This window comes from Variovorax sp. Soil_C_26 (genome assembly GCF_057657075.1).
Genome location: NZ_JBDGJC010000004.1, coordinates 303,978 through 324,374, shown reverse-complemented (window position 1 = coordinate 324,374; position 20,397 = coordinate 303,978). Strand labels below are relative to the sequence as shown.

Here is a 20,397-nt window from a genome sequence, read left to right as displayed (position 1 = left end):
CGCGTGGCTTCAGCCGGCGAACCGGTGCGGCGGCAGCCCCGGCGCGGGCAGGCCGCGCACTTCGAGCAGCGCGCCGTCCTGCGGCGCGGTGCCGGTGAGGTTGGTGCTTTTCGAGATCGAGGTCACGAAGGCGCGGTCGAGGCGCTCGCCGCCGAAGCACAGGCTGCTCGGGTAGGTCGCGGGCAGCGCCACGGTGCGGTCGAGCCGGCCGTCGGGCGCCAGGCGCGCCATGCGCGCCGCACGCGGCAGCACGGTCCAGACGAAGCCCTCGGCATCCACTGTGGCACCGTCGGGACCCGAGCCGAAGGGTTCGGTGTCGGCGAAGACGCGCCGGTTCTCGAGCGGGCCGTCGGGGGTGTAGTCGAAGGCCCAGATCGTGCACGCAAGGCTGTCGGCGACGTAGAAGGTGCGGCCGTCGGGGCTGAAGCAGGGGCCGTTGGCGAGCGCGAAGCCGTCGGCCAGCCGTTCCACGCGCCGGTCGGCCCGAAGCCGGTAGAGCCCGCCGAGGATCGGGTCGCCGGGCGCGCGGTGGCCATGCAGCGTGCCGGCGATGAAGTTGCCCCAGGGGTCGCACTTGCCGTCGTTGAGGCGCACGTCGGGGTGGTCGGTGTCGATGCCTGCGATCGGTTCGAGCTGCCGCGTGGCGAGGTCGTAGCGCGCGAAGCCGTGCTGCAGCGACACGAGCACCGCGCCGCTCTCGCAAGGCGCGGCGGCGCCAACGGGCGGGGGCAGGTCATGTCGTTCGGCCTCGCCGTCGGCGAGGCGGCGGCGGTGCAGCGTGCCGCCGAACGAATCGATCCAGCACAGCGAGCCGGTTCGCGCGTCCCAGAACGGGCTCTCGCCCAGCAGGTCGCGGGTTTCCCCGAGGATGCAAACGGCCGGTTCCTTCATGGCCTGCAGTGTGGCGCCGACGCGTGCGCGGGCGGCTGCGGCCGGCGCAAAGCAGCTTTTCAGTCCTTGCAGCGCACCGGCGCCGCCGCTCGCTAGACTGCCTCGGCGGCCGGAAGAACGGGCCCGGTCAGGCCCCTTTTCGCCGGCCTCGATTCAAGCGAAACAGGAGACAAAAAATGGCTCGATTCAAGTTCATCGCGCGCGCGCTGCTCGGCCTCTGCCTCGTGGCGGGCACGGCGGCCCATGCGCAGCAGGCGGTGCGCCTCGTGGTGCCGTTCGCCGCGGGCGGCGGCACCGACCAGTACGTGCGGCTGCTCGCCGCCGAGCTGACGAAGAAGGGCACGCAGGTCATCGTCGAGAACAAGCCTGGCGCCAGCGGCATCGTGGCGGCCGACCACGTGGCGCGCGCAAAGCCCGACGGCAACACGGTGCTGGTGTCCTCGCTCGGTACGCTGGCCAACAACACGGTGCTGTTCGACAAGCTGCCCTACGACCCGAAAAAAGATTTCGCGCCGGTCACGCAGATCGGCTACCAGCCCGCGATCGTCATCGGCCGCATGGACCTGCCCTACAAGAACATCAAGGAGATGGTGGCCTATGCCAAGGCCAACCCCGGCAAGATCAACCGCGGTTCGCCGGGCGAGGCGATCATGACCAACTTCGCGCCGCTGAGCTTCGAGAAGATGGCCGGCATTTCGACCACGCATGTGCCGTTCAACGGCGATGCGCCCGCGATCCAGGCCCTGCTGAGCGGCACCATCGACATCGACGGCACCTCGATCACGGGTTCGCTGTCGCTGATCCAGAGCGGCAAGCTGCGCGTGCTCGGCGTGATGGACAGCCGCAGGCTGCCGCAGGTGCCCGATGCGCCCACCTTCAAGGAGCAGGGCTTCGACTTCGAGGCGCTGCTCTGGTATTCGCTCTCGGTGCCCTCGGCCACGCCGCCCGACGCGGTCCAGCGTCTCAACAAGGCGGTGAACGAGGTCATCGCCGACCCCGCATTCGTCACCAAGGCGCGTGCCATGGGCATGGAGCCGCGCGGCAGCACACCCGAAGAGCTCGCCAAGTTCGTGCAGGCCGAGTTCGACCGCTGGGTACCTGTGCTGCGCGGCCTGAACCTGCCAAAGCAGCAATGAACGTGCGGGCCGCCGCGGCGGGGCCTCAGTTGGCGGTGTAGCCTCCATCCACCGGCAGGATGGCGCCGGTCACATAGCGCGCCTGGTCCGACGCGAGGAAGACCACCGGCCCCGCGATGTCGTCGGGCGCGCCCGCGCGCTGCAGGAAGGTGCGCTCGACCATCCGCGAGAAGCGCGCGGTGTCCTGCGCGACCTGCGTGGTCATCGGCGTCATGACCAGGCCCGGCGCCACCGCGTTGACGCGCACGCCGTTCGGTCCGAAGTCGCGTGCCAGGAATTTCGTGAGCTGCCCGACCGCGCCCTTCGATGCGCCGTAGACCAGGTGCGCACGGGTGGCGACCAGCGTGGTGATCGAAGCCACGTTGACCACCGCGCCGCGGGTCCGCTTGAGGCCTTCGGCGCAACTCATCGTGAGCTGCAGCAGGCCCTTCACGTTGACGGCCATCACGCGGTCGAGGTCTTCGGCAAGTTCGGCGGCGTCCTCGGACTTGCTGCGCCCACCCACGCCCGCGTTGTTGATGAGCACGCCGACCGGGCCCCAGGTGCGATCGAGGTCGGCGACCACGGCACGGCATTGCGCGGCGTCGCGCACATCGAGCGCGTAGGGGCGGCAGCTTCCGGTGAACGACTGGTCGAGCGCAGCCGCTGCCTGCCGGGCGCCGTCGAACTGAACGTCGGTGAGCGCCACGCGGCAGCCGGCTTCGAGCAGGCGGTGCGCAATGGCCTGGCCGATGCCCTGGCTCGCGCCGCTCACGAGCGCGACCGTGTTGTCGAAAGTGGGTGGCAGGGGCGTGTGTTGCGTCATCGAGTGCTGGCCTTGAAATCGAGTCGGCGCAGTCTAGGCACCGGCCCGCGGGATGGCGTTGATGAAAGCGAAAACCTCCTTTGCGGCCTTCGTTTAAGCTTCACCGATCCCACTTCCCTCGAGGTTTCGCCATGCTTCAAATGCGCCCCGGATGCGAGTGCTGCGACCGCGACTTGCCGGCCGATTCGACCGATGCCCGCATCTGTTCCTTCGAGTGCACCTTCTGCAGCGATTGCGCGAGCCACAAGCTCGCAGGCACGTGCCCCAACTGTGGCGGCGCATTGCTGCCGCGCCCGCCGCGGCCTGCGGCCAAGCTCGCGAAGTACCCGGCCTCGACCACGCGGGTGTTCAAGCCCGAAGGCTGCGCTGCGGCATCAGCAGTAGCAGCTTCCTGACGCGCGTTCCGGCATGCAGCAAGAGGTTCTTTCCGCGCACGACATCTTTCCGCACATCCGCATCGTCATGGGCATGGTGATTGGCCTCGGCCTCACGCGCCTGCTCTCGGGTGTGGCGCGCATCGTGCAGCATCCGGCCCAGTACCGGCTCTATGCGGTGCACCTGGCCTGGGTCGGTTCCGTACTGCTGGCGCTGGTGCATTTCTGGTGGTGGGAGTTCGGCTTGTTCCAGGTCCATGTCTGGACCTTCGGGACCTATGCCTTCCTCGTCAGCTATGCGGTCGTGCTGTTCCTGCTGTGCGCGCTGCTCTTTCCCGACAGCATGCGCGACTACGAGAGCTACGAGGACTACTTCTATGCCCGGCGCGCCTGGTTCTTCGGCCTGCTGGGCGCGACCTTCCTGCTCGATGTGGTCGACACCCTGATCAAGGGCGAAGCGCACTTCGCGCGTTTCGGGTTCGAGTACCTGATCCGCACGCCGGTGCTCGTGCTGCTCTGCGTCGCGGCGGCAATGAGCAGCAGCCGGCGCTTCCACGGACTCTTCGTCGCCGCGATGCTGGTCTACCAGCTGTCGTGGATCTTCCGTCTCTTCGACACGCTGGATTGAGGACCCCTATGAAAATGATTGCCCAACGCGCGGCCTGGTGGCTGGGTCTCGCGATGTCGACGGCGCTCGTGTCGCCAGCGCAAGCCGACGATGCCTGCATGGACAAGGCCCAGACCCAGGCCCAGCTGAATGCCTGTGCCGCAGCCGACCTGAAGCAGGCCGACACCCGGCTCAACCAGCTGTACAAGCAGATGCAGGCGCGCTTGAAAGCCGACCCGCGCACCAGCAAGCTGCTGGTCGATGCCCAGAAGAAATGGCTGGCCTTCCGCGACGCCGAATGCACCTTGCGGACCGTGCGCAGCGCCGATGGCAGCATGCAGCCGATGAACGTTTCCAGCTGTGTGGCCGGGCTGACCGCCAGCCGTGCCAATGATTTCGAAGACCTTCTGAAATGCAGCAGCGCGGCCGATGAGCAGGAGCGCGCGAGCTGCGCGATACCTGGCGCGCGTTGAGGCTGCGTAAGGGCTTTGCTGAAGGCGGCGCAAACCCCGTCGATATACTTCGACGATGCGCCGCTGGTTCCTGGTCCTCCTTTTGTTCGTGCTGCCGCTCCAGTTCGCCTGGGCCGGTGCGGCGGGCTATTGCCAGCACGAGCAGGATGCGAAGGCGTGGCACCTCGGCCATCATTCGCACGAGCATGCCGACGGGCAGGGCGCCACGGTGAAAGCCTCGCAGATGGCACCGGACAGCGATGGCGACAGCGCCGCGCCGCTCGGCCTGGACCACGGCGACTGCAGCGTCTGCCATCTCGGCTGCGCCAAGCCGTTCGCGAGCGCGATGCCTGACTGCACGCTGGACCTGCGCCAGCACTTCGCCAGCCCAGCGCCTCCTTGGCCTGCGGCGCTCGGCGCCGATCGCATCGATCGCCCCAACTGGGTGCGCGTCGGCTAGTCCGGCGCGCTGCCCCCGACCCCTTTTCCCTCGTCTTCATCTTCGGATGATTCGTTGACATGCGCGCGCCGGATTCCCCCGTTGTTCCTTTCACAACCTGGAGAATTCGATGCACAGGCTATTTATGCCGCTGGCTTTTTTGGCGGCATTGGCAATCAATCCCTCGCTGGCGCAGCCCTCTGTGGCGGCTGCGCCAGCGACCGCAGGTCCGCTGACACTCACGCGCGCCGTCTCGCTCGCGGTCGAGCGGCATCCCGACCTGCGTGCTGCGTCGCGCGAGATCGAGGCCGTGGACGCGGCCCGCGAGCAGGCCGGCGTGCTGCTGCCCAATCCGACGCTCGGCATCGAGATCGAGGACACGCGGCGTGAAACGCGCACCACCACGATCCTGCTGAGCCAGCCGATCGAACTCGGCGGCAAGCGCGCGGCGCGCATCGATGCGGCCGAACGCGCACGCGAAGTGGCGCAGGCTCAGCGGGAGGTCCGCGAAGTGGAGGTTCGCGCAGGCGTGACTTCGGCCTTCTTCGCGGCGCTGGTCGCGCAGGAGCGTGTCGGGCTTGCCGAGGCGCTGCTGCGGCTGGCCCGAAGCGGCAGCGAGGGCGCCGCCAAACGCGTCGCGGCCGGCAAGGTGTCGCCGGTCGAGGAAACCAAGGCGAAGGTCGCCGCCGCCGGCGTGGCCGTCGAGCTGGCCCAGGCGCGCAGCGAACGTGAAGCGAGCCTGCACAGCCTGCGCAGCGCGATCGGCGTTGCCGATCTCGACCTGTCTCGGCTCGACGGCAGTGCGCAAAGCCTGCCGCCGATTCGCAGCGCGGACCTGGTTGGGCGCCTGGACGAGACGCCGGCCTTGCGGCTGGCGGCGCTGGAAGTCGAGCGCCGGCGCGCACTCGCGTCGATCGAGCGTGCCAGGCGCGTGCCCGATGTCACGCTCACGCTCGGCGCGAAGCGCACACCCGATTCGAGCCGCGACCAGGTGCTGATCGGTCTCTCGGTGCCGCTGCCGATCTTCGACAGCAATCGCGGCAACCTGCGCGAGGCATTGCGCCGCGAGGACAAGGCACGCGACGAGGCGGACGCGGTCGCGGTGCGTCTGCGCGCGGAACTGCTGCTCGCACAGCAGCGGCTATCAACCGCGCACATCGAAGCGGAGACGCTGCAGCGTGAAGTTGTACCCGGCGCGCAGAGCGCCTTCGATGCCGCGAGCCGCGGCTTCGAGCATGGGAAGTTCAGCTTTCTCGAAGCGCTCGATGCGCAGCGCACGCTTTTCCAGGCCCGCGCCCAGCATCTCAAGGCGCTCGGCGACGCGCATCGCGCCGCTGCCGACATCGACCGTCTGATGGGCACGTCCGCCGTGCCGCTTGCCGCAACCTCATCCCAGGATCGACCATGAAATCTGAACAGAAATCCCCCCGCCGGACCGGCCCCAAGCAATGGATCATGGTGGCGCTCATCGTCGTCATCGGTTTCGCCGCCGGCGCAATGATCCTGCGCTCGGGCGCCGACGAAGCGCCGGCCGGCGAGCATGCGCATGAGAAGGACGGCCACGGCGAAGCTGGGGGCCATGAGGAAGGGGGCGACCACAAGGAAGGGGGCGACCACAAGGAAGGGGACGACCACAAGGAAGAGGGCGGCCACAAGGAAGAAGGCGCCCGCAAGGGCGAAGCCGCCCATGCCAAGGAGCCCGGCAAGATCGCGATGTCCGAAGCCCAGGCCAAGGCCGCGGGCATTGCGCTGGAGACCGCCACCGAGGCCACCCTGCGCCAGGTGCTGCAGTTTCCCGGCGAGATCCGCTTCAACGAAGACCGCACGGCGCACGTGGTGCCGCGCGTTGCGGGTGTGGTCGAGCGCGTATCGGCCGATCTCGGCCAGCAGGTGAAGAAGGGCCAGGTGCTGGCGGTGATCTCGAGCGCCGCAGTGTCCGAGCAGCGCAGCGAACTCGACGCCGCGCAGAAGCGCCTCGAACTCGCGAGAACCACCTACGCGCGCGAGAAGAAGCTCTGGGAGGAGAAGATCTCGCCCGAGCAGGACGTGCTGCAGGCGCGGCAGGCGCTGCGCGAGGCGGAGATCGCCGCGGCCAACGCCGGCCAGAAGCTCCAGGCGCTCGGCGCCACGCCCTCGGCGGGCACCCTCGGGCGCTACGAGCTTCGCGCACCCTTCGACGGCATGGTGGTCGAGAAGCACATCGCGCTCGGCGAAGCGGTCAAGGAAGACGCCAACGTCTTCACGGTCTCCGACCTCTCGACCGTGTGGGCCGAGATGAACATTGGTGCCGGCGACCTGCCGCGCGTGCGCGTGGGCGAGCAGGTCATGGTGCGGGCGAGCGCCTTCGATGCGGCGGCCGAGGGCAAGGTGGCCTACGTCGGTTCGCTGATCGGGGAGCAAACGCGCACCGCGCGCGCCCGCGTGGTGCTGCCGAACCCCAGCCTCGCCTGGCGTCCGGGCCTGTTCGTGAACGTCGAGGTCGTCGCCGAGGAGACCCGTGCGCCGGTCACGGTCGCGACCGAAGCCCTGCAGACCATCGACGGCAAGCCGACGGTCTTCGTCAAGGTGGACGGCGGCTTCATGGCGCACCCGGTGCAGACCGGGCGCACCGACGGCAAGCGCGTGGAGATCGTCAGAGGGCTCGAAGCCGGCGCCGCGCATGCCGCCGCAGGCAGCTTCATCGTCAAGGCGGAGCAGGGCAAGGGCTCCGCGTCGCACACCCACTGAGCCCACGGAACGAAGAACACATGTTCGAACGCATCATCACCTTCGCCATCGCGCAGCGTTGGCTGGTCCTGCTCGCGGTCGCCGCGATGGCGGGGCTCGGCGTCTACAGCTACCAGAAGCTGCCGATCGACGCCGTGCCCGATATCACCAACGTGCAGGTGCAGATCAACACCGAGGCGCCGGGCTACTCGCCGCTCGAGGCCGAGCAGCGCATCACCTATCCGATCGAAACCGTAATGGCCGGCCTGCCCGGCCTGCAGCAGACGCGCTCGCTGTCGCGCTACGGCCTGTCGCAAGTCACGGTGATCTTCGACGACGGCACCGACATCTACTTCGCGCGGCAGCTCGTCAACGAGCGCATCCAGTCGGCGCGCACCCAGATGCCGGACGGCATCAGCCCGGCCATCGGGCCGATCTCGACCGGTCTCGGCGAGATCTACCTCTGGACCGTGGAGGCAGACGAGGGCGCGCGCAAGGCCGACGGCACGCCCTACACGCCGACCGACCTGCGCGAGGTGCAGGATTGGATCATCAAGCCGCAGCTGCGCAACGTGGCCGGCGTGACCGAGATCAACTCGATCGGCGGCTTCGAGAAGGAGTACCAGGTGGCGCCGAACCCGGAACGCCTGTCGTCCTACGGCCTCACCATGGCCGACGTGGTGAGCGCGCTCGAGCGCAACAATGCCAACGTGGGCGCGGGCTACATCGAGCGGCGCGGCGAACAGTACCTGATCCGTACGCCGGGCCAGGCCCGCGGCATCGAGGACCTGAACAACATCATCCTGGGCAATGTCGGCGGCGTCGCGATCCGTGTGCGCGACGTGGCCGAGGTCGGCATCGGCCGCGAGCTGCGCACCGGCGCGGCGACCGACAACGGCCGCGAAGTCGTGCTCGGCACGGTGTTCATGCTGATCGGGCAGAACAGCCGCTCGGTGTCGCAGGCCGTCGACCTCAAGATGCAGGAGATCAACCGCACGCTCCCCGCGGGGGTGAAGGCGGTCACGGTGTACGACCGCACGGTGCTCGTCGACAAAGCGATCGACACGGTCAAGAAGAACCTGCTCGAAGGCGCGGTGCTGGTGATCGCCGTGCTGTTTTTGTTTCTCGGCAACATCCGCGCCGCGCTCATCACCGCGATGGTGATTCCGCTGTCGATGCTGTTCACCTTCAGCGGCATGGTGAGCCAGAAGGTCAGCGCCAACCTCATGAGCCTGGGCGCGCTCGACTTCGGCATCATCGTGGACGGGGCGGTGGTCATCGTGGAGAACTGCGTGCGGCGGCTCGCGCATGCGCAGGCCCATGCCGGGCGCGCGCTGACGCGGCGCGAACGCTTCCACGAGGTGTTTGCCGCGGCCCAGGAAGCGCGCCGGCCGCTGCTCTACGGGCAGCTGATCATCATGATCGTGTACCTGCCGATCTTTGCGCTCACCGGCGTCGAAGGAAAGATGTTCCACCCGATGGCGTTCACCGTGGTGGTCGCCCTGCTCGGCGCGATGATCCTCTCGATCACCTTCATTCCTGCGGCGGTCGCCCTTTTCATTGGCCACAAGGTGGCCGAGAAGGAGAACCGTCTCATGCAATGGGCACGCCGCGCGTACGCGCCGCTGCTCGACCGCGCGATGAATGCCAGGCCGGTCGTGGTCGCCTTCGCGATCGTGGCGGTGGTGCTGTCGGGCCTGGTGGCCACACGGCTGGGCAGCGAGTTCGTGCCGAGCCTCAACGAAGGCGACTTCGCGGTGCAGGCGCTTCGCATCCCAGGCACCAGCCTGAGCCAGTCGGTCGAGATGCAGATGCAGCTCGAGCGCAGGCTCAAGGAGCGCTTTCCCGAAATCGACCGCGTGTTCGCGCGCACCGGCACGGCCGAGATCGCGTCCGACCCGATGCCGCCGAACATCTCCGACGCCTACGTGATGCTCAAGCCGATGGACCAGTGGCCCACGCCGCGCAAGACCCGCGATGAGTTGCTGGCCGCGGTGCAGGAGGAACTGGCCGCGCTACCCGGCAACAGCTACGAACTCTCGCAGCCGATCCAGCTGCGCTTCAACGAGCTGATCTCGGGCGTGCGCAGCGACGTGGCCGTCAAGGTCTTCGGCGACGACATGGACGTGCTGAACGACACTGCCAACGCGATCGCCGGCGTGCTCGGCGCCGTGAGCGGTGCGGCCGAGGTCAAGGTCGAGCAGACCACGGGGCTGCCGATGCTCACGGTGGACATCGACCGCGGCAAGGCGGCGCGCTACGGGCTCAACATCTCGGACATCCAGGACACCGTGTCGATCGCCGTGGGCGGGCGCGAAGCCGGCACGCTTTTCGAGGGCGACCGGCGCTTCGACATCCTGGTGCGGCTGCCCGAGGCGCTGCGCGGCGACATCGCGGCCATCCAGCGCCTGCCGCTGGCGCTGCCGCGTTCGGGCGATGCGGCCGGCGGGGCCAAGACCCACTTCATCCCGCTCGGCGAAGTCGCCACGCTGCGGCTCGCGCCCGGTCCGAACCAGGTCAGCCGAGAAGACGGCAAGCGCCGCGTGGTGGTGAGCGCCAATGTGCGCGGGCGCGACCTGGGCTCGTTCGTGAGCGAGGCCGGAGAGGCGATTCAACAGAAGGTCAAGGTGCCGCCGGGCTACTGGACCACCTGGGGCGGCCAGTTCGAGAACCTGCAGTCGGCCACGCGCCGGCTGCAGGTGGTGGTGCCGGTGTCGCTCCTGCTGGTCTTCATGCTGCTGTTCGCGATGTTCGGCAACGTGCGCGACGGATTGCTCGTGTTCACCGGCATTCCGTTCGCGCTCACGGGCGGCATCGTGGCGCTCTGGATGCGCGGCATTCCACTCTCGATCTCGGCCGCGGTCGGCTTCATCGCGCTGTCGGGCGTGGCGGTGCTGAACGGGCTGGTGATGATCTCGTTCATCCGCAACCTGCGCGAAGGCGGCATGCCGCTCGACGCCGCGATCCGCGAAGGCGCGCTCACGCGGCTGCGGCCCGTGCTGATGACCGCGCTCGTGGCGTCGCTCGGCTTCGTGCCGATGGCCATCGCCACGGGCACCGGTGCCGAGGTACAGCGCCCGCTGGCCACCGTGGTGATCGGCGGCATTCTTTCGTCGACCGCGCTGACGCTCTTCGTGCTGCCGATCCTCTACCGCATGGTGCACCGGCGCGCCGAGGAAGCGGAAGAAGCGCTCGCCGAGCCGGACGCCGCCGCGGGCTGAACTCAGGCACCCGCCGCGAGCGCAAGGGCGTCGGCGCCGGCCGGGAAGTGCAGGCGGTCACCAGGGTCGGTGGCCGCCTGCCAGACGGCCTCGGCGACGTCCGCTTCGGTGGTCACGGCCGGCATCGTCGTGAACATCTCGAAGACCGACTGCGCGAAGGGTGCATAGGCTTCGGTCACCAGCCCCTGCATGCGCGCCTCGCCGTTGGCGGCGAAACGCGTGGTCGGCGCATAGCCGGGTTCGACGAGCTTCACGCGAATGCCGAAGCCCGCGAGTTCGTGCGCGAGCGAGGCGGTGAAGCCCTGGATCGCCGTCTTGCTGGCGGTGTACGTGGCCACCAGTGGCATCGGCGCCAGCGTGGCGCTCGATGTCACGTTCACCACCACGCCGCGCCGGCGCTCGCGAAAGGCGGGCAGCACCGCCTGCGTCATCGCCATCACGCCGAAGGTGTTGGTCTCGAAGAGCTCGCGTACCGTGGCCATCGGCGTGGCCTCGAATGCGCCGAAGAGGCCGATGCCCGCGTTGTTGACGAGCACGTCGATGGGCCCGGCCGCTTCGAGTGCGGCTGCGATGCTCGCGGGCTGCGTGACATCGAGCGGCAGCACGCGCATGCGCGGCGAGTCGGGCAGAAGATCGCCGCGCGGCGTGCGCATGGTGGCGACGACGTGCCAGCCCATGGCATGGAAATGGCGGGCGGTCTGCAGGCCGTAGCCGGACGAGCAGCCAGTGATCAGGACGGTGGCGGTGTTCATGGTGTTCCTTGCTGGTGGTGTGTGAGGCCTCGACGATAGAAGGACCGGGACGGACTTTCTACAATCGGGAGTCCACATTCCATTGGCAGGAGTCCAGGCATGACCGTCGATCCGTTGGCCGAGGTGATCGCCATCCTCCAGCCGCGCGCCGTTTTCTCGAAGGTGATCAGTGGCGCAGGGCGGTGGGGCGTGCGCTATTCGGCGTTCGAGCAACCCAGCTTCTGCACCATGCTCGAAGGCAGCTGCCTGCTCGCGCTCGATGGGCACGCGCCGATCACGCTCACGGCCGGCGACTTCGTCCTGCTGCCGGCAACGCCCGGCTTCACCATGACCAGCCTAGCGCCGGGGCCCGCCGTCGCCATCGATGCGCTGGCCGCCGCGGCCGGCAGCAACAACAGCGGCGGCGCCGGCGAGGTCCGGCATGGCACGCGCACCGGCCGCGCGGAGGTGCGGATGCTCGGCGGCTACTTCGCGTTCGGATCGCCCGACGCCGCCATGCTGGTGTCGTTGCTGCCGGCCGTGCTGCATGTGCGGGGCTCGGAGCGGCTGCCGCTGCTGGTTCGCCTGGTGCGCGACGAATCACTCGAGCGGCGGGCCGGCCGCGAACTGGTGCTCACGCGTCTCGTCGAGCTGCTGCTGATCGAGGCGCTGCGCACCGCGCCCGGCGACGCGGCGCCGCCGGGCCTGCTGCGCGGCCTGGCCGACGCACGGCTGGCTGCCGCGTTCCGGCAGATGCACGGCCATCCGGGCCGCGCATGGACGGTGGCGCAGCTCGCCCGCAAGAGCGCACTCTCACGCTCGGCCTTCTTCGACCGTTTCACGCGCGCGGTCGGCATGCCGCCGATGGAATACCTGCTGTCGTGGCGCATGGCGCTCGCCAAGAACCTGCTGCATCGCGACGGCCTGGCAATCGCGCAGGTGGCGGAGCGCGTGGGGTACGGCTCGGCCAGCACCTTCAGCACCGCGTTCAGTCGCCATGTGGGGCAACCGCCGGGGCTGTATGCACGGGTGGGCGAAGAGGCGCTTCGCGCCTGAGGGCCGAGGCAGCCCCTCAGGCGCGCAGGTCCAGCCCCCGCCACGCCTCGAACATCTCGACCTGCTTGTGCAGCCAGTCCGCAGGCGCCGAGTTCGTGCCCCAGTGGTGCAGCCGTCCGGCGGCTTCGCCGATGTTCCACAGGTGCCGAAGCTGCACGAAGAGCGGCAGCGCCGCGATGTCGCGCTCGCTGACTTCGCCGCCGCCCACGCGGTAGCCGCGCAGGTAGTGCGTCCAGCGCTCGCGCAGCACGTCGTCGGGTTCCTTGAGGTTCTTGCGCATCAGGTGCGACCATGGAAGCACGCCGAGCTCGTACGCGAGAAAGCCGGGGCCCGCATCGTCGAAGTCGAAGAACACCGACCGCGCGGTGCCGGCCGCGTCGGTGTACACATGGTTGTTGAAGCCGTGCGTGTCGCCATGGCAGATCACGCGCGTCAGTCCGCCCTCGACCGCGGCGAGCTCGTCGACGAGGCGGTGCGTCAGGCTGCGGTACGCATCGAACAGCGCGGCATCGAGTTCCGGATGCGTCCGGAGGTGGACCAGGGTCCTGCCCGCCAGATGGTGGCCGTCGATCGTGTAGCGGCTGGGCGGGCCCGCGTAGTCGCGCGCTGCCTCGTGGATGTGGGCCAGGGTGCGGGCCGTCAGTTCGTAGTCGGCGAGCGAGTCGGGCGTGGTGCCTTCGGCATGGTGGAACAGGGCCAGTGCGCGCGGTCCTTCGGGAAACCGCAGCCGGATGTGCGTGCGCCCGTCCGCCGTCGGCACCGGCGCCGCCACGCCCGCGCCCTTGGCCGCCAGGTGGGCGAGCAGCGCGAGTTCGAAGTCGATGTTGAAGTCGCCGCGCGGACGGATCGAGTACAGGCGCGCCACGTAGCGGGTGCCGTCGATCGAATGCAGCGCGTAGTTGTCGTTCAGGCCGCGGCGGATCAGGTGGCACTGCCGCACGGCGATGCCGTGGTGCTGCGTCACCCATCGCACCACCGAGGCATGCGCGGCGGTGGTGTGGGTGGCGACGAGATCGGGGTCGTGGTCCCAGGTCTTGATTGGCGTGTCGACCACCTCACGCATCAGCGGCCGTCGGTGCATGGCAGGCGACGCACAGCCTGTTCGCTTCGGGTTCGCGAACAGATGCGCCGTGGTAGTCGTGGGGGTGGTGCGGGCGAAGGCCTGAAAAGCACAGGCTGCGGTCGAAATCGCTGACGCCGAGGAAGACATGGGAAAACATTCGGGGTCCTTGGTTACACCCCCATTGTCTCAGTGCCGACCTGCGCAGGCATCGGCGGGCCGCCAGCCGACGCCGCGCGCACTCAGAACTTGTAGCTCAGCGTCGCCACCGCGTTGCGCGGCGTGCCGAAGAACGCCTGTCCGTCGATGTTGCTGTAGTAGCGCTTGTCGAGCAGGTTCTCGATGTTGAGCTGCAGCGACAGCTGCGGCGAGAACGCATAGCGCGCCATCAGGCTCACGACCGCGCGCGAGCCTTGGGTGTAGCGCATGTCGACGCCGCCCACGCTGTACGGGTGGTACACGCGGTTCTGCCAGTTGGCGCCGCCGCCGACGGTGAGCCGGTGCCAGGCGCCCGGCAGGCGGTAGCTGGTGAAGAGCGTGGCCTGCGTGGTCGGCATGGTGGGGTTGATCCGGTCGCCGCTGCCGTCGCGGCCGAGCGTGCGTGCGATGCCGCCGTTCAGCTGCCAGCCTTCGGCCAGCTCGCCGGACACCTGCAGCTCGATGCCCTTGCTCGTCACGCCGCGCGCGCCGTAGTAGGCGCCTTCGGTCGAGTTGGGCACGAGCCGGGTGCCGTCGCGCTGTGCGACGTTCTCCTGCTCGGCGCGGAAGACGGCGATCGATGTGTTGAGCTTGCCGTTCAGGTGCTCGCCCTTGATGCCGACCTCGTAGCTGCGGCCGGTGACCGGGTCGAGGTAGGCGCCGCTCGCGTCGCGGTAGTTCTGCGGCTGGAAGATGTCGGTGTAGCTCGCATACAGCGAGACGCTCTCGTTCAGGTCGTACACCAGGCCCGCATAGGGCGTGAACACCTCGTGGCGGCGCGTGGCGCGGTCGTCGTCCGAGAGGCGGTGCGAGCGCCAGTTGTTCTGCCGGCCGCCAACGATGAGCTTGAGCGAATCGGCCAGCGACAGGCGCGCGGCGCCGTAGTAGCCGGTCTGGCGCGTCTTGTTGACGGCTGTCACGTCGAGCGCGCCCCAGCTCGGCTCGGCGTATGCGCCGTTCCAGAGATAGAAATTGCCGGTGCTGGGCAGCGGGCTGTTGCGCGCATGGTTGGCCTCTTCGTATCGCGAGACGCTGTGCGTGATGCCCACCACGAGCTCGTGCTGCCTGCCGAGCAGCCGGAACGGCCCGGTCGCTTGCAGGTCGAGGCTGTTCTGTCGGAACGCGTGTTCGAAGTAGCCCGGCAGCGAGCCCAGGCCGGTGCCGCTCAGGCGGTCGAGCCCGCCGAAGAGGTACAGCAGCTTGGCGTTCTGCTTGCTGTCTCGATGCGACGCGTTGGCCTTGAGCGTCCACCCGTTGTCGAGCCGGTGCGCCAGGTTCGCGAACGCCGTGGTGCTGGTCGTGTCCCAGTGCGTCCACGGCGTGCCGATGGTCTTGCCCGCGTCCCAGCGCGTCGGCCCGCCGTCGGAAAAGGTCAGCGGCAGGCCGCCCCAGGTCGACGAGGTGGGCCGGTTGGCTTGCGAGTCGATGCCCACGCTCAGCGTCGTGTCGGGCGAAAGATCGGCGTCGACCACGCCGTAGAGCACGTGCTTGCGCCCGTGGTACATGTCGATGAACGAATCGCGGTCTTCCGTCATGCCGATGAAGCGCGCACGCACGCGGCCGTCGGCCGTCACCGGCGTCGAGAGGTCGATGGTGGCGCGGCGCAGGTTCCACGAGCCCAGCGCGAGCGACGCGGTGCCCGCGAACACGCGGCTGTCGGCGTGCTTGCGCACCAGGTTGACCGAGGCCGACGGATTGCCCGCGCCGGTCAGCAAACCCGTGGAGCCGCGCACCACCTCGATGCGGTCGTACAGCACCGGGTCATTGGTCGAGGCGCCGAAGAAGTCGGTCGTGACGTTGGTCGGCACGCCGTCGTACTGGTAGTTGTCGATGTAGAAGCCGCGCGCGTAAAGATCGGTGCGGTCGCTGTCGGAGCTGACCGAGAAGACGCCGGGAACGCTCTTCATCGCCTGGCCCAACGAGAGCAGGTTCTGGTCGTCGATCTGCTGGCGCGTGATGACGGTCACCGATTGCGGCGTTTGCCGCAGCGAGAGCGCAAGCCCGGTGGCGGCGGCCGTGGCGGGCGTGGTGTAGGCGCCGGTGCCTTCGGTGGTGCCGCTGCGGTCGGCCTCGGCCAGGACGGTGATCGGCGCCAGCGTGGCGATGCCCGCAGCGCTGCCGTCCGCACCGCTGCGGCTCAGCGTGTAGCTGCCGTCGCTGCGCAAGGCGAGCTGCAGGCCGCTGCCGGCGAGCAGCCGCTCGGCGGCCTCGCGCGCGGTGTAGCGGCCCGACACCGCCGGGCTGCTTCGGCCCTGCGTGAGCGCCGGGTCGAACGACAGCGCGATGCCGCTGCCCGCCGCGAAGCTGGCCAGTGTGCGTCCGAGCGGTCCGGCGGGAATGTTCCAGCTCCGGGGCGTGGCCGCGTCGAGTGTCGCTTCGCCGGCCGCGAAGGCGGGCATGCCCGCGCCCGCGAGCCCGCCGAGGGCGAGCGCCAGCACGGCCTGGCGAAGGGCGGAAAGGGCGCGAAGAGAAGGAGGAAGAGAAAGTGGCATGTCGTTCGGACCGGTGGAAGAAGGAGGCGTGTTCACTCCCTTGCCAGCCGAAACGAAAAAAAGTCTCACCCCGCCACGGAAATATTTTTTCTGGCCGGTGCCGGCACCAGCGTGACCCAGTGTCCGCGCAGGCGTCTCACCGCATCCACCGGGTAGGTCGACACCAGCATGCGCAGCACGCGGTCGGTGTCGTCGAGGGGAAACGCGCCCGAGATGCGCAGGTCGGCCACGGCCGCGTCGCACTGCAGCAGGCCGGGCCGGTGGCGCGACAGCTCGGCCGCAAACTCGGCCAGGCGCATGCCGTCGGCCATCAGCATGCCTTGCGTCCAGGCCGCGTCGGCCGCATCGGCCGGCGTGAAATCGCCGATGCGCTCGGCCGTGAAGCGCGCCTGCTGCGGCGCCGCGAGCACGCGCGATGCGGCCCGGTGCGGCGCGATGCGCACCGCGCCTTCGAACACCGCGATGCGTGTCGCGCCGCCGTCGTCGTCGCCGGTGCGCACGCTGAAGCGGGTGCCCAGCGCTTCCATTACGCCGCTTTGGGTCGCCACGCGGAACGGCCGGTGCACGGCTGTGCTGGTGTCGGGCGCGGTCGCGACCAGGATCTCGCCCGTGCGCAGCACCAGCAGGCGCTCGGCCGCGTCGAAGCGCACGTCGATCGCGCTCGCGGTGCCGAGCGTCACGCTGCTGCCGTCGGCCAGGCGCAGCACGCGGCGTTCGCCGGTCGCGGTCCGGTGCTCGGCGGTCCAGCCGCGCTCGGTGGCGAGTTGCCAGCCGAGCCAGCCTGCGGGCACGGCCGCCGCCAGCGCGGCCAGCCGACCGACCGCGGCGCGCCGTCCGCCGTGCCGGCGTTCGGTCCGCGCCAGCGACGGCATCGCGAGCGACGAGGGCAGGGCGCCGAGCTTGTTCATCAGCAGCTCGGCGCGGGCCCAGGCGCGGGCGTGGTCGGGGTGGCTCTGGCGCCAGCGCTCGCAGGCGCGGCGGTCGTCGTCGGAGGCGGCGCTGTCGTTCAGCCGCATCAGCCATTCGGCGGCCTCGTCGAGCACGCGCGGCGCGAGTGCGTCCATGCCGTTCACGCCGCTCAGCCTTCCATCAGCGCCAGGCAGCCGCGAAAGCCCTGCTGCATGTAGCGCTTCACCGTGGCGAGCGACACGCCCAGTTCGCGTGCGATGTCCTCGTACTTCCAGCCATCGATCTGCGACAGCAAAAATGCGCGGCGCGCGGCCGGCTTGAGCGCATCAAGCATGGCGTCGATCTCGTGCAGCGTCTGCAGGATCGCCAGGCGCTGCTCGGGCGAAGGTGCCTCGGGCTTGGGCATCGCGGCCAGCGCCTCGAGGTATGCGCGCTCGAGCGCCTGGCGCTGGTACCAGTTGACGAGGATGTTCTTGGCCACGCTCGTGAGGTAGGCGCGCGGCTGCACGATCACTTCGGGATGGCGTGCGGTGAGCAGGCGCGTGAAGGTGTCCTGCGCCAGGTCGGCCGCATCGCTCGGATTGCCGAGCTTTCGGCGCAGCCACGACTGCAGCCAGCCGTGGTGGTCGCTGTAGAGGGTGCGGACTTGCGGGTGGGCAGCTTGGACGGCTTGGGCGGCGGGCATGGCTTGCGGCACGCCGGCCGGGCCGACGTTGTCAAATAAGAAGCATTCTCATTCTAGCCGGCCCTGCCCACGCCGGGCAGCCGCCTAGAACTTCCCGCGCAACGTCACCATCGCGCTGCGCGGCTCGCCATAGACGTTGCCCCATGCCGGCGCGCCGATGGTCTGGTAGTAGGTCTTGTCGAACAGGTTGCTCACGTTCAGCGCGGCCGACCAGTTGCGGTTGATCTGGTAGCCGATGCGCGCGCCCCAGACCGCGTAGGAGGCCTGCTCGAGCGTGATCGCGCCCGTGGTGCGCGAGCTTGCGGTCTGGAAGTTGACGCCGCCGCCCACGGTCCACGCGTTGAGCGCGCCGGGCAGGCGGTAGTCGGTCCACAAGCGCAGCATGTGCTTCGGCGAATAGGTGCTCGCGAAATCGATGCCGGCGTTCGCGGTGTCGTTCAGGTACCTGAATTCGTTGAAGGTGTAGCCCGCGAACACCTGCCAGCCGCGCGCCACCTCGCCGCTGATTTCCGCGTCGAAGCCCTGGCTGCGCACCTTGCCGGTGGACACGTAGCAGTAGGTGCTGCGCGAGCAGACGTTGGTCAGGTCTTCCTGCGCGCGGTTGTTCTGGTCGACGCGAAACAGCGCCAGCGACGCATTGACCTTGCCATCGAGCAGCTCGCCCTTCAGGCCCAGTTCGTAGTTGCGGCCCTTCACCGGCGGCAGCATGTCGCCGGCGGCGGTCAGCGCGTTCTGCGGCTGGAAGATGTCGGCATAGCTTGCGTACGCCGACCACTGCGGGTTGAGTGCGTAGACCAGGCCGCCGTAGGGCGTGAGGACGCCGCTCTCGCGGTACGGATCGACGGTGGCGGCGCCGGTCATGCGGTCGCGTTCGTTGGCCCGGTAGCGCGTGACGCGGGCGCCGAGCACCAGCGTCAGCGGATCGCTGAGGCTCAGGCGCGCCACGCCGTAGGCGCCCGACTGCGTGATGCGCGTGTCGGTGTCGCCGCCGCGGTAGCGGTTGGCCAGGAAGGTGGCGCGGCTCGGCTCGGGGATCGCCGAAACCGGCGCGAAGACGTTGTTGGCGACGCCGGGCAACTGGATCAGCGAGAAGTCGCTGTGGTTGCGCATGCGGGCGGTGTTGGCGCCGAAGTTCACCGAGTGCTTGCGGCCGAAGGCCTCGAACTTGCCGTCGACGGCAACGTCGAGCGTCTTGTTGTCGGTCTCGAAATCGAACAGCCCGGCGTACATCACGTTGCCCCTCAGGGTCGCCGGGTTGACGGCCCCGAGCGCGAAGGCGTACTTGATGTCCTGCGCCTCGCGCACGTAGCCCGCCGTGACCTTGAGCGACCAGTCGGCATTGAAGCGGTGCGCGAGTTCGGCGAATGCCGAGGTCTGCGCGCTTTCCCAGCGGTTCCAGTCGGCCGCCAGCGAGGTCGAGCGGCGCAGGTGCAGATCGGCGCCGTTGCTGTAGCGCGGCAGGCCCTGGAAGAACGGCCGCGCGCGCAGCGTCTCGTGGCTGGCGCCGACGGTGAGCAGCGTCTGCGGGCCGAGGTCGGCCTCGAGCACGGCATACAGCACGCCGTTGCGGCTCTTCGCGTGGTCGTAGAAATAGTCGCGGTCGTTGGCACTGCCGACGACGCGGCCGCGCAGCGTGCCTGCTTCGTTCAACGGGCCGCTCGCATCGACCTCGGCGCGGTAGTTGTTCCATGAGCCCGCGCCGGCCGACACCTGAAGTTGCTTGTCAGCCGTCGGGCGCTTGCGCACCAGGTTGATGGTGGCGCTCGGCGAACCGGCGCCTTGCAGCAGGCCGGTGGCGCCGCGCACCACCTCCACGCGGTCCAGCGTGGCGGCATTGCTCGTGAAGCTGTTGGCCTGCGGATAGTAGAAGGCGCGGTTCACGCCGTCGTACTGGTAGGTGTCGACGCGAAAGCCGCGCGAATAGACATAGCGCCCGCCCATCGGGCTGTCGTACATCGTGATGCCCGTCGACTGAGCCAGCACGTCGTCGATGGTGTTCAGGTTCTGGTCGTCCATCTTCTGGCGCGTGACCACCGTGACCGACTGCGGGATCTCCTTGAGCGTCTGCTCGCCCTTGCCCACGGTCACGCGGCGGCTGGCATACGAGCCCGAGCCCTCGGTGACCGCGCTGCGCTCGGCCTGCGCCGTGACGCGCACTTCGCTGAGCATCGGCGCGCCCGCGCCCGCCGATGCGGCGGAGGGGCTCGCGCCGGCCGCCTGCTGCTGGCGCAGCGTGTAGCCGCCGCCTTCGCGCGGCACCGCTTCGAGGCCGGTTCCCGCGAGCAGGCGCGCGAAGCCTTCGCCCACTGCATGGCTGCCGCGCAGGCCACTGGTGCGGCGGCCGTCGGTCAGCGACGGGTCGAACGACAACGTGACGCCGGCCTGCGCGGCAAAGCGCGACAGCGCCGGGCCCAGTGCGCCTGCGGGAATGTCGTGGGCCGCGGTGGCTGCGCCGGCGGGCGGGTTCGCCTGCGCTGCGGCCGTGCCGCCCGAAGCGGCGAGCGCGATGGCCAGGCAGAGGGAAGATGGGCGCAGGGCTGCGTTGCGGGAAGAGGGCGTTGGCATGGTCGGTGGTGGTCCTGTTCTTGCCGCACTTGCAGTGCGGCTCCATGGCTTGCCCGACGAACCACCAAAA

18 protein-coding genes are annotated in these 20,397 nt (G+C 69.2%); 9 read left to right on the top strand and 9 right to left on the bottom strand.

Features of this window, described 5'->3' with window-relative positions:
* Positions 1–9: 9 nt before the first annotated feature.
* Positions 10–891, bottom strand: coding sequence for an SMP-30/gluconolactonase/LRE family protein (locus tag AC3A6G_RS14225; protein ID WP_487873920.1), 882 nt, complete (start codon positions 889–891; stop codon positions 10–12).
* 176 nt (positions 892–1,067) lie between these two features.
* Here AC3A6G_RS14225 and AC3A6G_RS14220 point away from each other — a divergent pair, with 176 nt between their 5' ends.
* A complete protein-coding gene (locus AC3A6G_RS14220; protein WP_487873919.1) occupies positions 1,068–2,027 on the top strand; it encodes a Bug family tripartite tricarboxylate transporter substrate binding protein in 960 nt (319 codons plus the stop codon).
* A gap of 25 nt (positions 2,028–2,052) precedes the next feature.
* Here AC3A6G_RS14220 and AC3A6G_RS14215 read toward each other — a convergent pair whose 3' ends face one another.
* A complete protein-coding gene (locus AC3A6G_RS14215; protein ID WP_487873918.1) occupies positions 2,053–2,832 on the bottom strand; it encodes an SDR family NAD(P)-dependent oxidoreductase in 780 nt (259 codons plus the stop codon).
* Between the two features lie 131 nt (positions 2,833–2,963).
* On the opposite strand from AC3A6G_RS14215, the gene AC3A6G_RS14210 reads away from it, so the two are divergent.
* The 7 genes from AC3A6G_RS14210 to AC3A6G_RS14180 all read left to right on the top strand — a co-directional run bounded on the left by AC3A6G_RS14210 (position 2,964) and on the right by AC3A6G_RS14180 (position 10,631).
* On the top strand, positions 2,964–3,227 hold the full coding sequence (locus AC3A6G_RS14210; RefSeq protein WP_487873917.1) for a DUF1272 domain-containing protein: 264 nt from the start codon (positions 2,964–2,966) through the stop codon (positions 3,225–3,227).
* 13 nt (positions 3,228–3,240) lie between these two features.
* Positions 3,241–3,834 carry a hypothetical protein gene (locus AC3A6G_RS14205; protein WP_487860270.1) on the top strand — a complete coding sequence of 198 codons (594 nt, stop codon included), beginning with the start codon at positions 3,241–3,243 and terminating at the stop codon, positions 3,832–3,834.
* A gap of 8 nt (positions 3,835–3,842) precedes the next feature.
* Positions 3,843–4,286 carry a lysozyme inhibitor LprI family protein gene (locus AC3A6G_RS14200; protein ID WP_487873916.1) on the top strand — a complete coding sequence of 148 codons (444 nt, stop codon included), beginning with the start codon at positions 3,843–3,845 and terminating at the stop codon, positions 4,284–4,286.
* A gap of 55 nt (positions 4,287–4,341) precedes the next feature.
* Positions 4,342–4,725 (top strand): cation efflux protein, CzcI family, encoded by a 384-nt coding sequence (gene czcI / locus AC3A6G_RS14195; protein WP_487873915.1) that lies wholly within the window; start codon positions 4,342–4,344, stop codon positions 4,723–4,725.
* A 109-nt stretch (positions 4,726–4,834) separates the two neighbouring features.
* Complete coding sequence (locus AC3A6G_RS14190) at positions 4,835–6,112, top strand: TolC family protein (protein WP_487873914.1); 1,278 nt, start codon at positions 4,835–4,837, stop codon at positions 6,110–6,112.
* A complete protein-coding gene (locus AC3A6G_RS14185) occupies positions 6,109–7,431 on the top strand; it encodes an efflux RND transporter periplasmic adaptor subunit (RefSeq protein WP_487873913.1) in 1,323 nt (440 codons plus the stop codon). The genes AC3A6G_RS14190 and AC3A6G_RS14185 overlap by 4 nt, the downstream gene beginning before the upstream one ends.
* A 20-nt stretch (positions 7,432–7,451) precedes the next feature.
* On the top strand, positions 7,452–10,631 hold the full coding sequence (locus AC3A6G_RS14180) for an efflux RND transporter permease subunit (protein WP_487873912.1): 3,180 nt from the start codon (positions 7,452–7,454) through the stop codon (positions 10,629–10,631).
* A 2-nt stretch (positions 10,632–10,633) separates the two neighbouring features.
* Here the strand turns inward: AC3A6G_RS14180 and AC3A6G_RS14175 are convergent, their stop codons facing one another.
* Positions 10,634–11,383, bottom strand: coding sequence for an SDR family oxidoreductase (locus AC3A6G_RS14175; protein ID WP_487873911.1), 750 nt, complete (start codon positions 11,381–11,383; stop codon positions 10,634–10,636).
* A gap of 99 nt (positions 11,384–11,482) precedes the next feature.
* On the opposite strand from AC3A6G_RS14175, the gene AC3A6G_RS14170 reads away from it, so the two are divergent.
* Entirely contained in the window at positions 11,483–12,418 is a 936-nt protein-coding gene (locus tag AC3A6G_RS14170) for an AraC family transcriptional regulator (protein ID WP_487873910.1), read from the top strand.
* Between the two features lie 16 nt (positions 12,419–12,434).
* Here the strand turns inward: AC3A6G_RS14170 and AC3A6G_RS14165 are convergent, their stop codons facing one another.
* The 6 genes from AC3A6G_RS14165 to AC3A6G_RS14140 form a co-directional block, all read right to left on the bottom strand.
* Positions 12,435–13,499: a phosphotransferase enzyme family protein gene (locus tag AC3A6G_RS14165; RefSeq protein ID WP_487860278.1), complete on the bottom strand. Its 1,065-nt coding sequence runs from the start codon at positions 13,497–13,499 to the stop codon at positions 12,435–12,437.
* Positions 13,474–13,638 (bottom strand): hypothetical protein, encoded by a 165-nt coding sequence (locus AC3A6G_RS14160; protein ID WP_487873909.1) that lies wholly within the window; start codon positions 13,636–13,638, stop codon positions 13,474–13,476. The genes AC3A6G_RS14165 and AC3A6G_RS14160 overlap by 26 nt, the downstream gene beginning before the upstream one ends.
* A gap of 82 nt (positions 13,639–13,720) precedes the next feature.
* Entirely contained in the window at positions 13,721–16,168 is a 2,448-nt protein-coding gene (gene fhuE, locus AC3A6G_RS14155; RefSeq protein WP_487873908.1) for a ferric-rhodotorulic acid/ferric-coprogen receptor FhuE, read from the bottom strand.
* Positions 16,169–16,233: 65 nt separating this feature from the next.
* On the bottom strand, positions 16,234–17,232 hold the full coding sequence (locus AC3A6G_RS14150; RefSeq protein WP_487874005.1) for a FecR domain-containing protein: 999 nt from the start codon (positions 17,230–17,232) through the stop codon (positions 16,234–16,236).
* Positions 17,233–17,246: 14 nt separating this feature from the next.
* Positions 17,247–17,762, bottom strand: coding sequence for a sigma-70 family RNA polymerase sigma factor (locus tag AC3A6G_RS14145; protein ID WP_487873907.1), 516 nt, complete (start codon positions 17,760–17,762; stop codon positions 17,247–17,249).
* A gap of 84 nt (positions 17,763–17,846) precedes the next feature.
* Positions 17,847–20,327, bottom strand: coding sequence for a TonB-dependent siderophore receptor (locus AC3A6G_RS14140; protein WP_487873906.1), 2,481 nt, complete (start codon positions 20,325–20,327; stop codon positions 17,847–17,849).
* Positions 20,328–20,397: the final 70 nt, after the last annotated feature.

Coding starts and splice junctions, on each gene's coding strand:
- AC3A6G_RS14225 (WP_487873920.1), bottom strand. CDS start 891: ATGAAGGAACCGGCCGTTTGCATCCTCGGGGAAACCCGCGACCTGCTG.
- AC3A6G_RS14220 (WP_487873919.1), top strand. CDS start 1,068: ATGGCTCGATTCAAGTTCATCGCGCGCGCGCTGCTCGGCCTCTGCCTC.
- AC3A6G_RS14215 (WP_487873918.1), bottom strand. CDS start 2,832: ATGACGCAACACACGCCCCTGCCACCCACTTTCGACAACACGGTCGCG.
- AC3A6G_RS14210 (WP_487873917.1), top strand. CDS start 2,964: ATGCTTCAAATGCGCCCCGGATGCGAGTGCTGCGACCGCGACTTGCCG.
- AC3A6G_RS14205 (WP_487860270.1), top strand. CDS start 3,241: ATGCAGCAAGAGGTTCTTTCCGCGCACGACATCTTTCCGCACATCCGC.
- AC3A6G_RS14200 (WP_487873916.1), top strand. CDS start 3,843: ATGAAAATGATTGCCCAACGCGCGGCCTGGTGGCTGGGTCTCGCGATG.
- czcI (WP_487873915.1), top strand. CDS start 4,342: ATGCGCCGCTGGTTCCTGGTCCTCCTTTTGTTCGTGCTGCCGCTCCAG.
- AC3A6G_RS14190 (WP_487873914.1), top strand. CDS start 4,835: ATGCACAGGCTATTTATGCCGCTGGCTTTTTTGGCGGCATTGGCAATC.
- AC3A6G_RS14185 (WP_487873913.1), top strand. CDS start 6,109: ATGAAATCTGAACAGAAATCCCCCCGCCGGACCGGCCCCAAGCAATGG.
- AC3A6G_RS14180 (WP_487873912.1), top strand. CDS start 7,452: ATGTTCGAACGCATCATCACCTTCGCCATCGCGCAGCGTTGGCTGGTC.
- AC3A6G_RS14175 (WP_487873911.1), bottom strand. CDS start 11,383: ATGAACACCGCCACCGTCCTGATCACTGGCTGCTCGTCCGGCTACGGC.
- AC3A6G_RS14170 (WP_487873910.1), top strand. CDS start 11,483: ATGACCGTCGATCCGTTGGCCGAGGTGATCGCCATCCTCCAGCCGCGC.
- AC3A6G_RS14165 (WP_487860278.1), bottom strand. CDS start 13,499: ATGCACCGACGGCCGCTGATGCGTGAGGTGGTCGACACGCCAATCAAG.
- AC3A6G_RS14160 (WP_487873909.1), bottom strand. CDS start 13,638: ATGTTTTCCCATGTCTTCCTCGGCGTCAGCGATTTCGACCGCAGCCTG.
- fhuE (WP_487873908.1), bottom strand. CDS start 16,168: ATGCCACTTTCTCTTCCTCCTTCTCTTCGCGCCCTTTCCGCCCTTCGC.
- AC3A6G_RS14150 (WP_487874005.1), bottom strand. CDS start 17,232: ATGGACGCACTCGCGCCGCGCGTGCTCGACGAGGCCGCCGAATGGCTG.
- AC3A6G_RS14145 (WP_487873907.1), bottom strand. CDS start 17,762: ATGCCCGCCGCCCAAGCCGTCCAAGCTGCCCACCCGCAAGTCCGCACC.
- AC3A6G_RS14140 (WP_487873906.1), bottom strand. CDS start 20,327: ATGCCAACGCCCTCTTCCCGCAACGCAGCCCTGCGCCCATCTTCCCTC.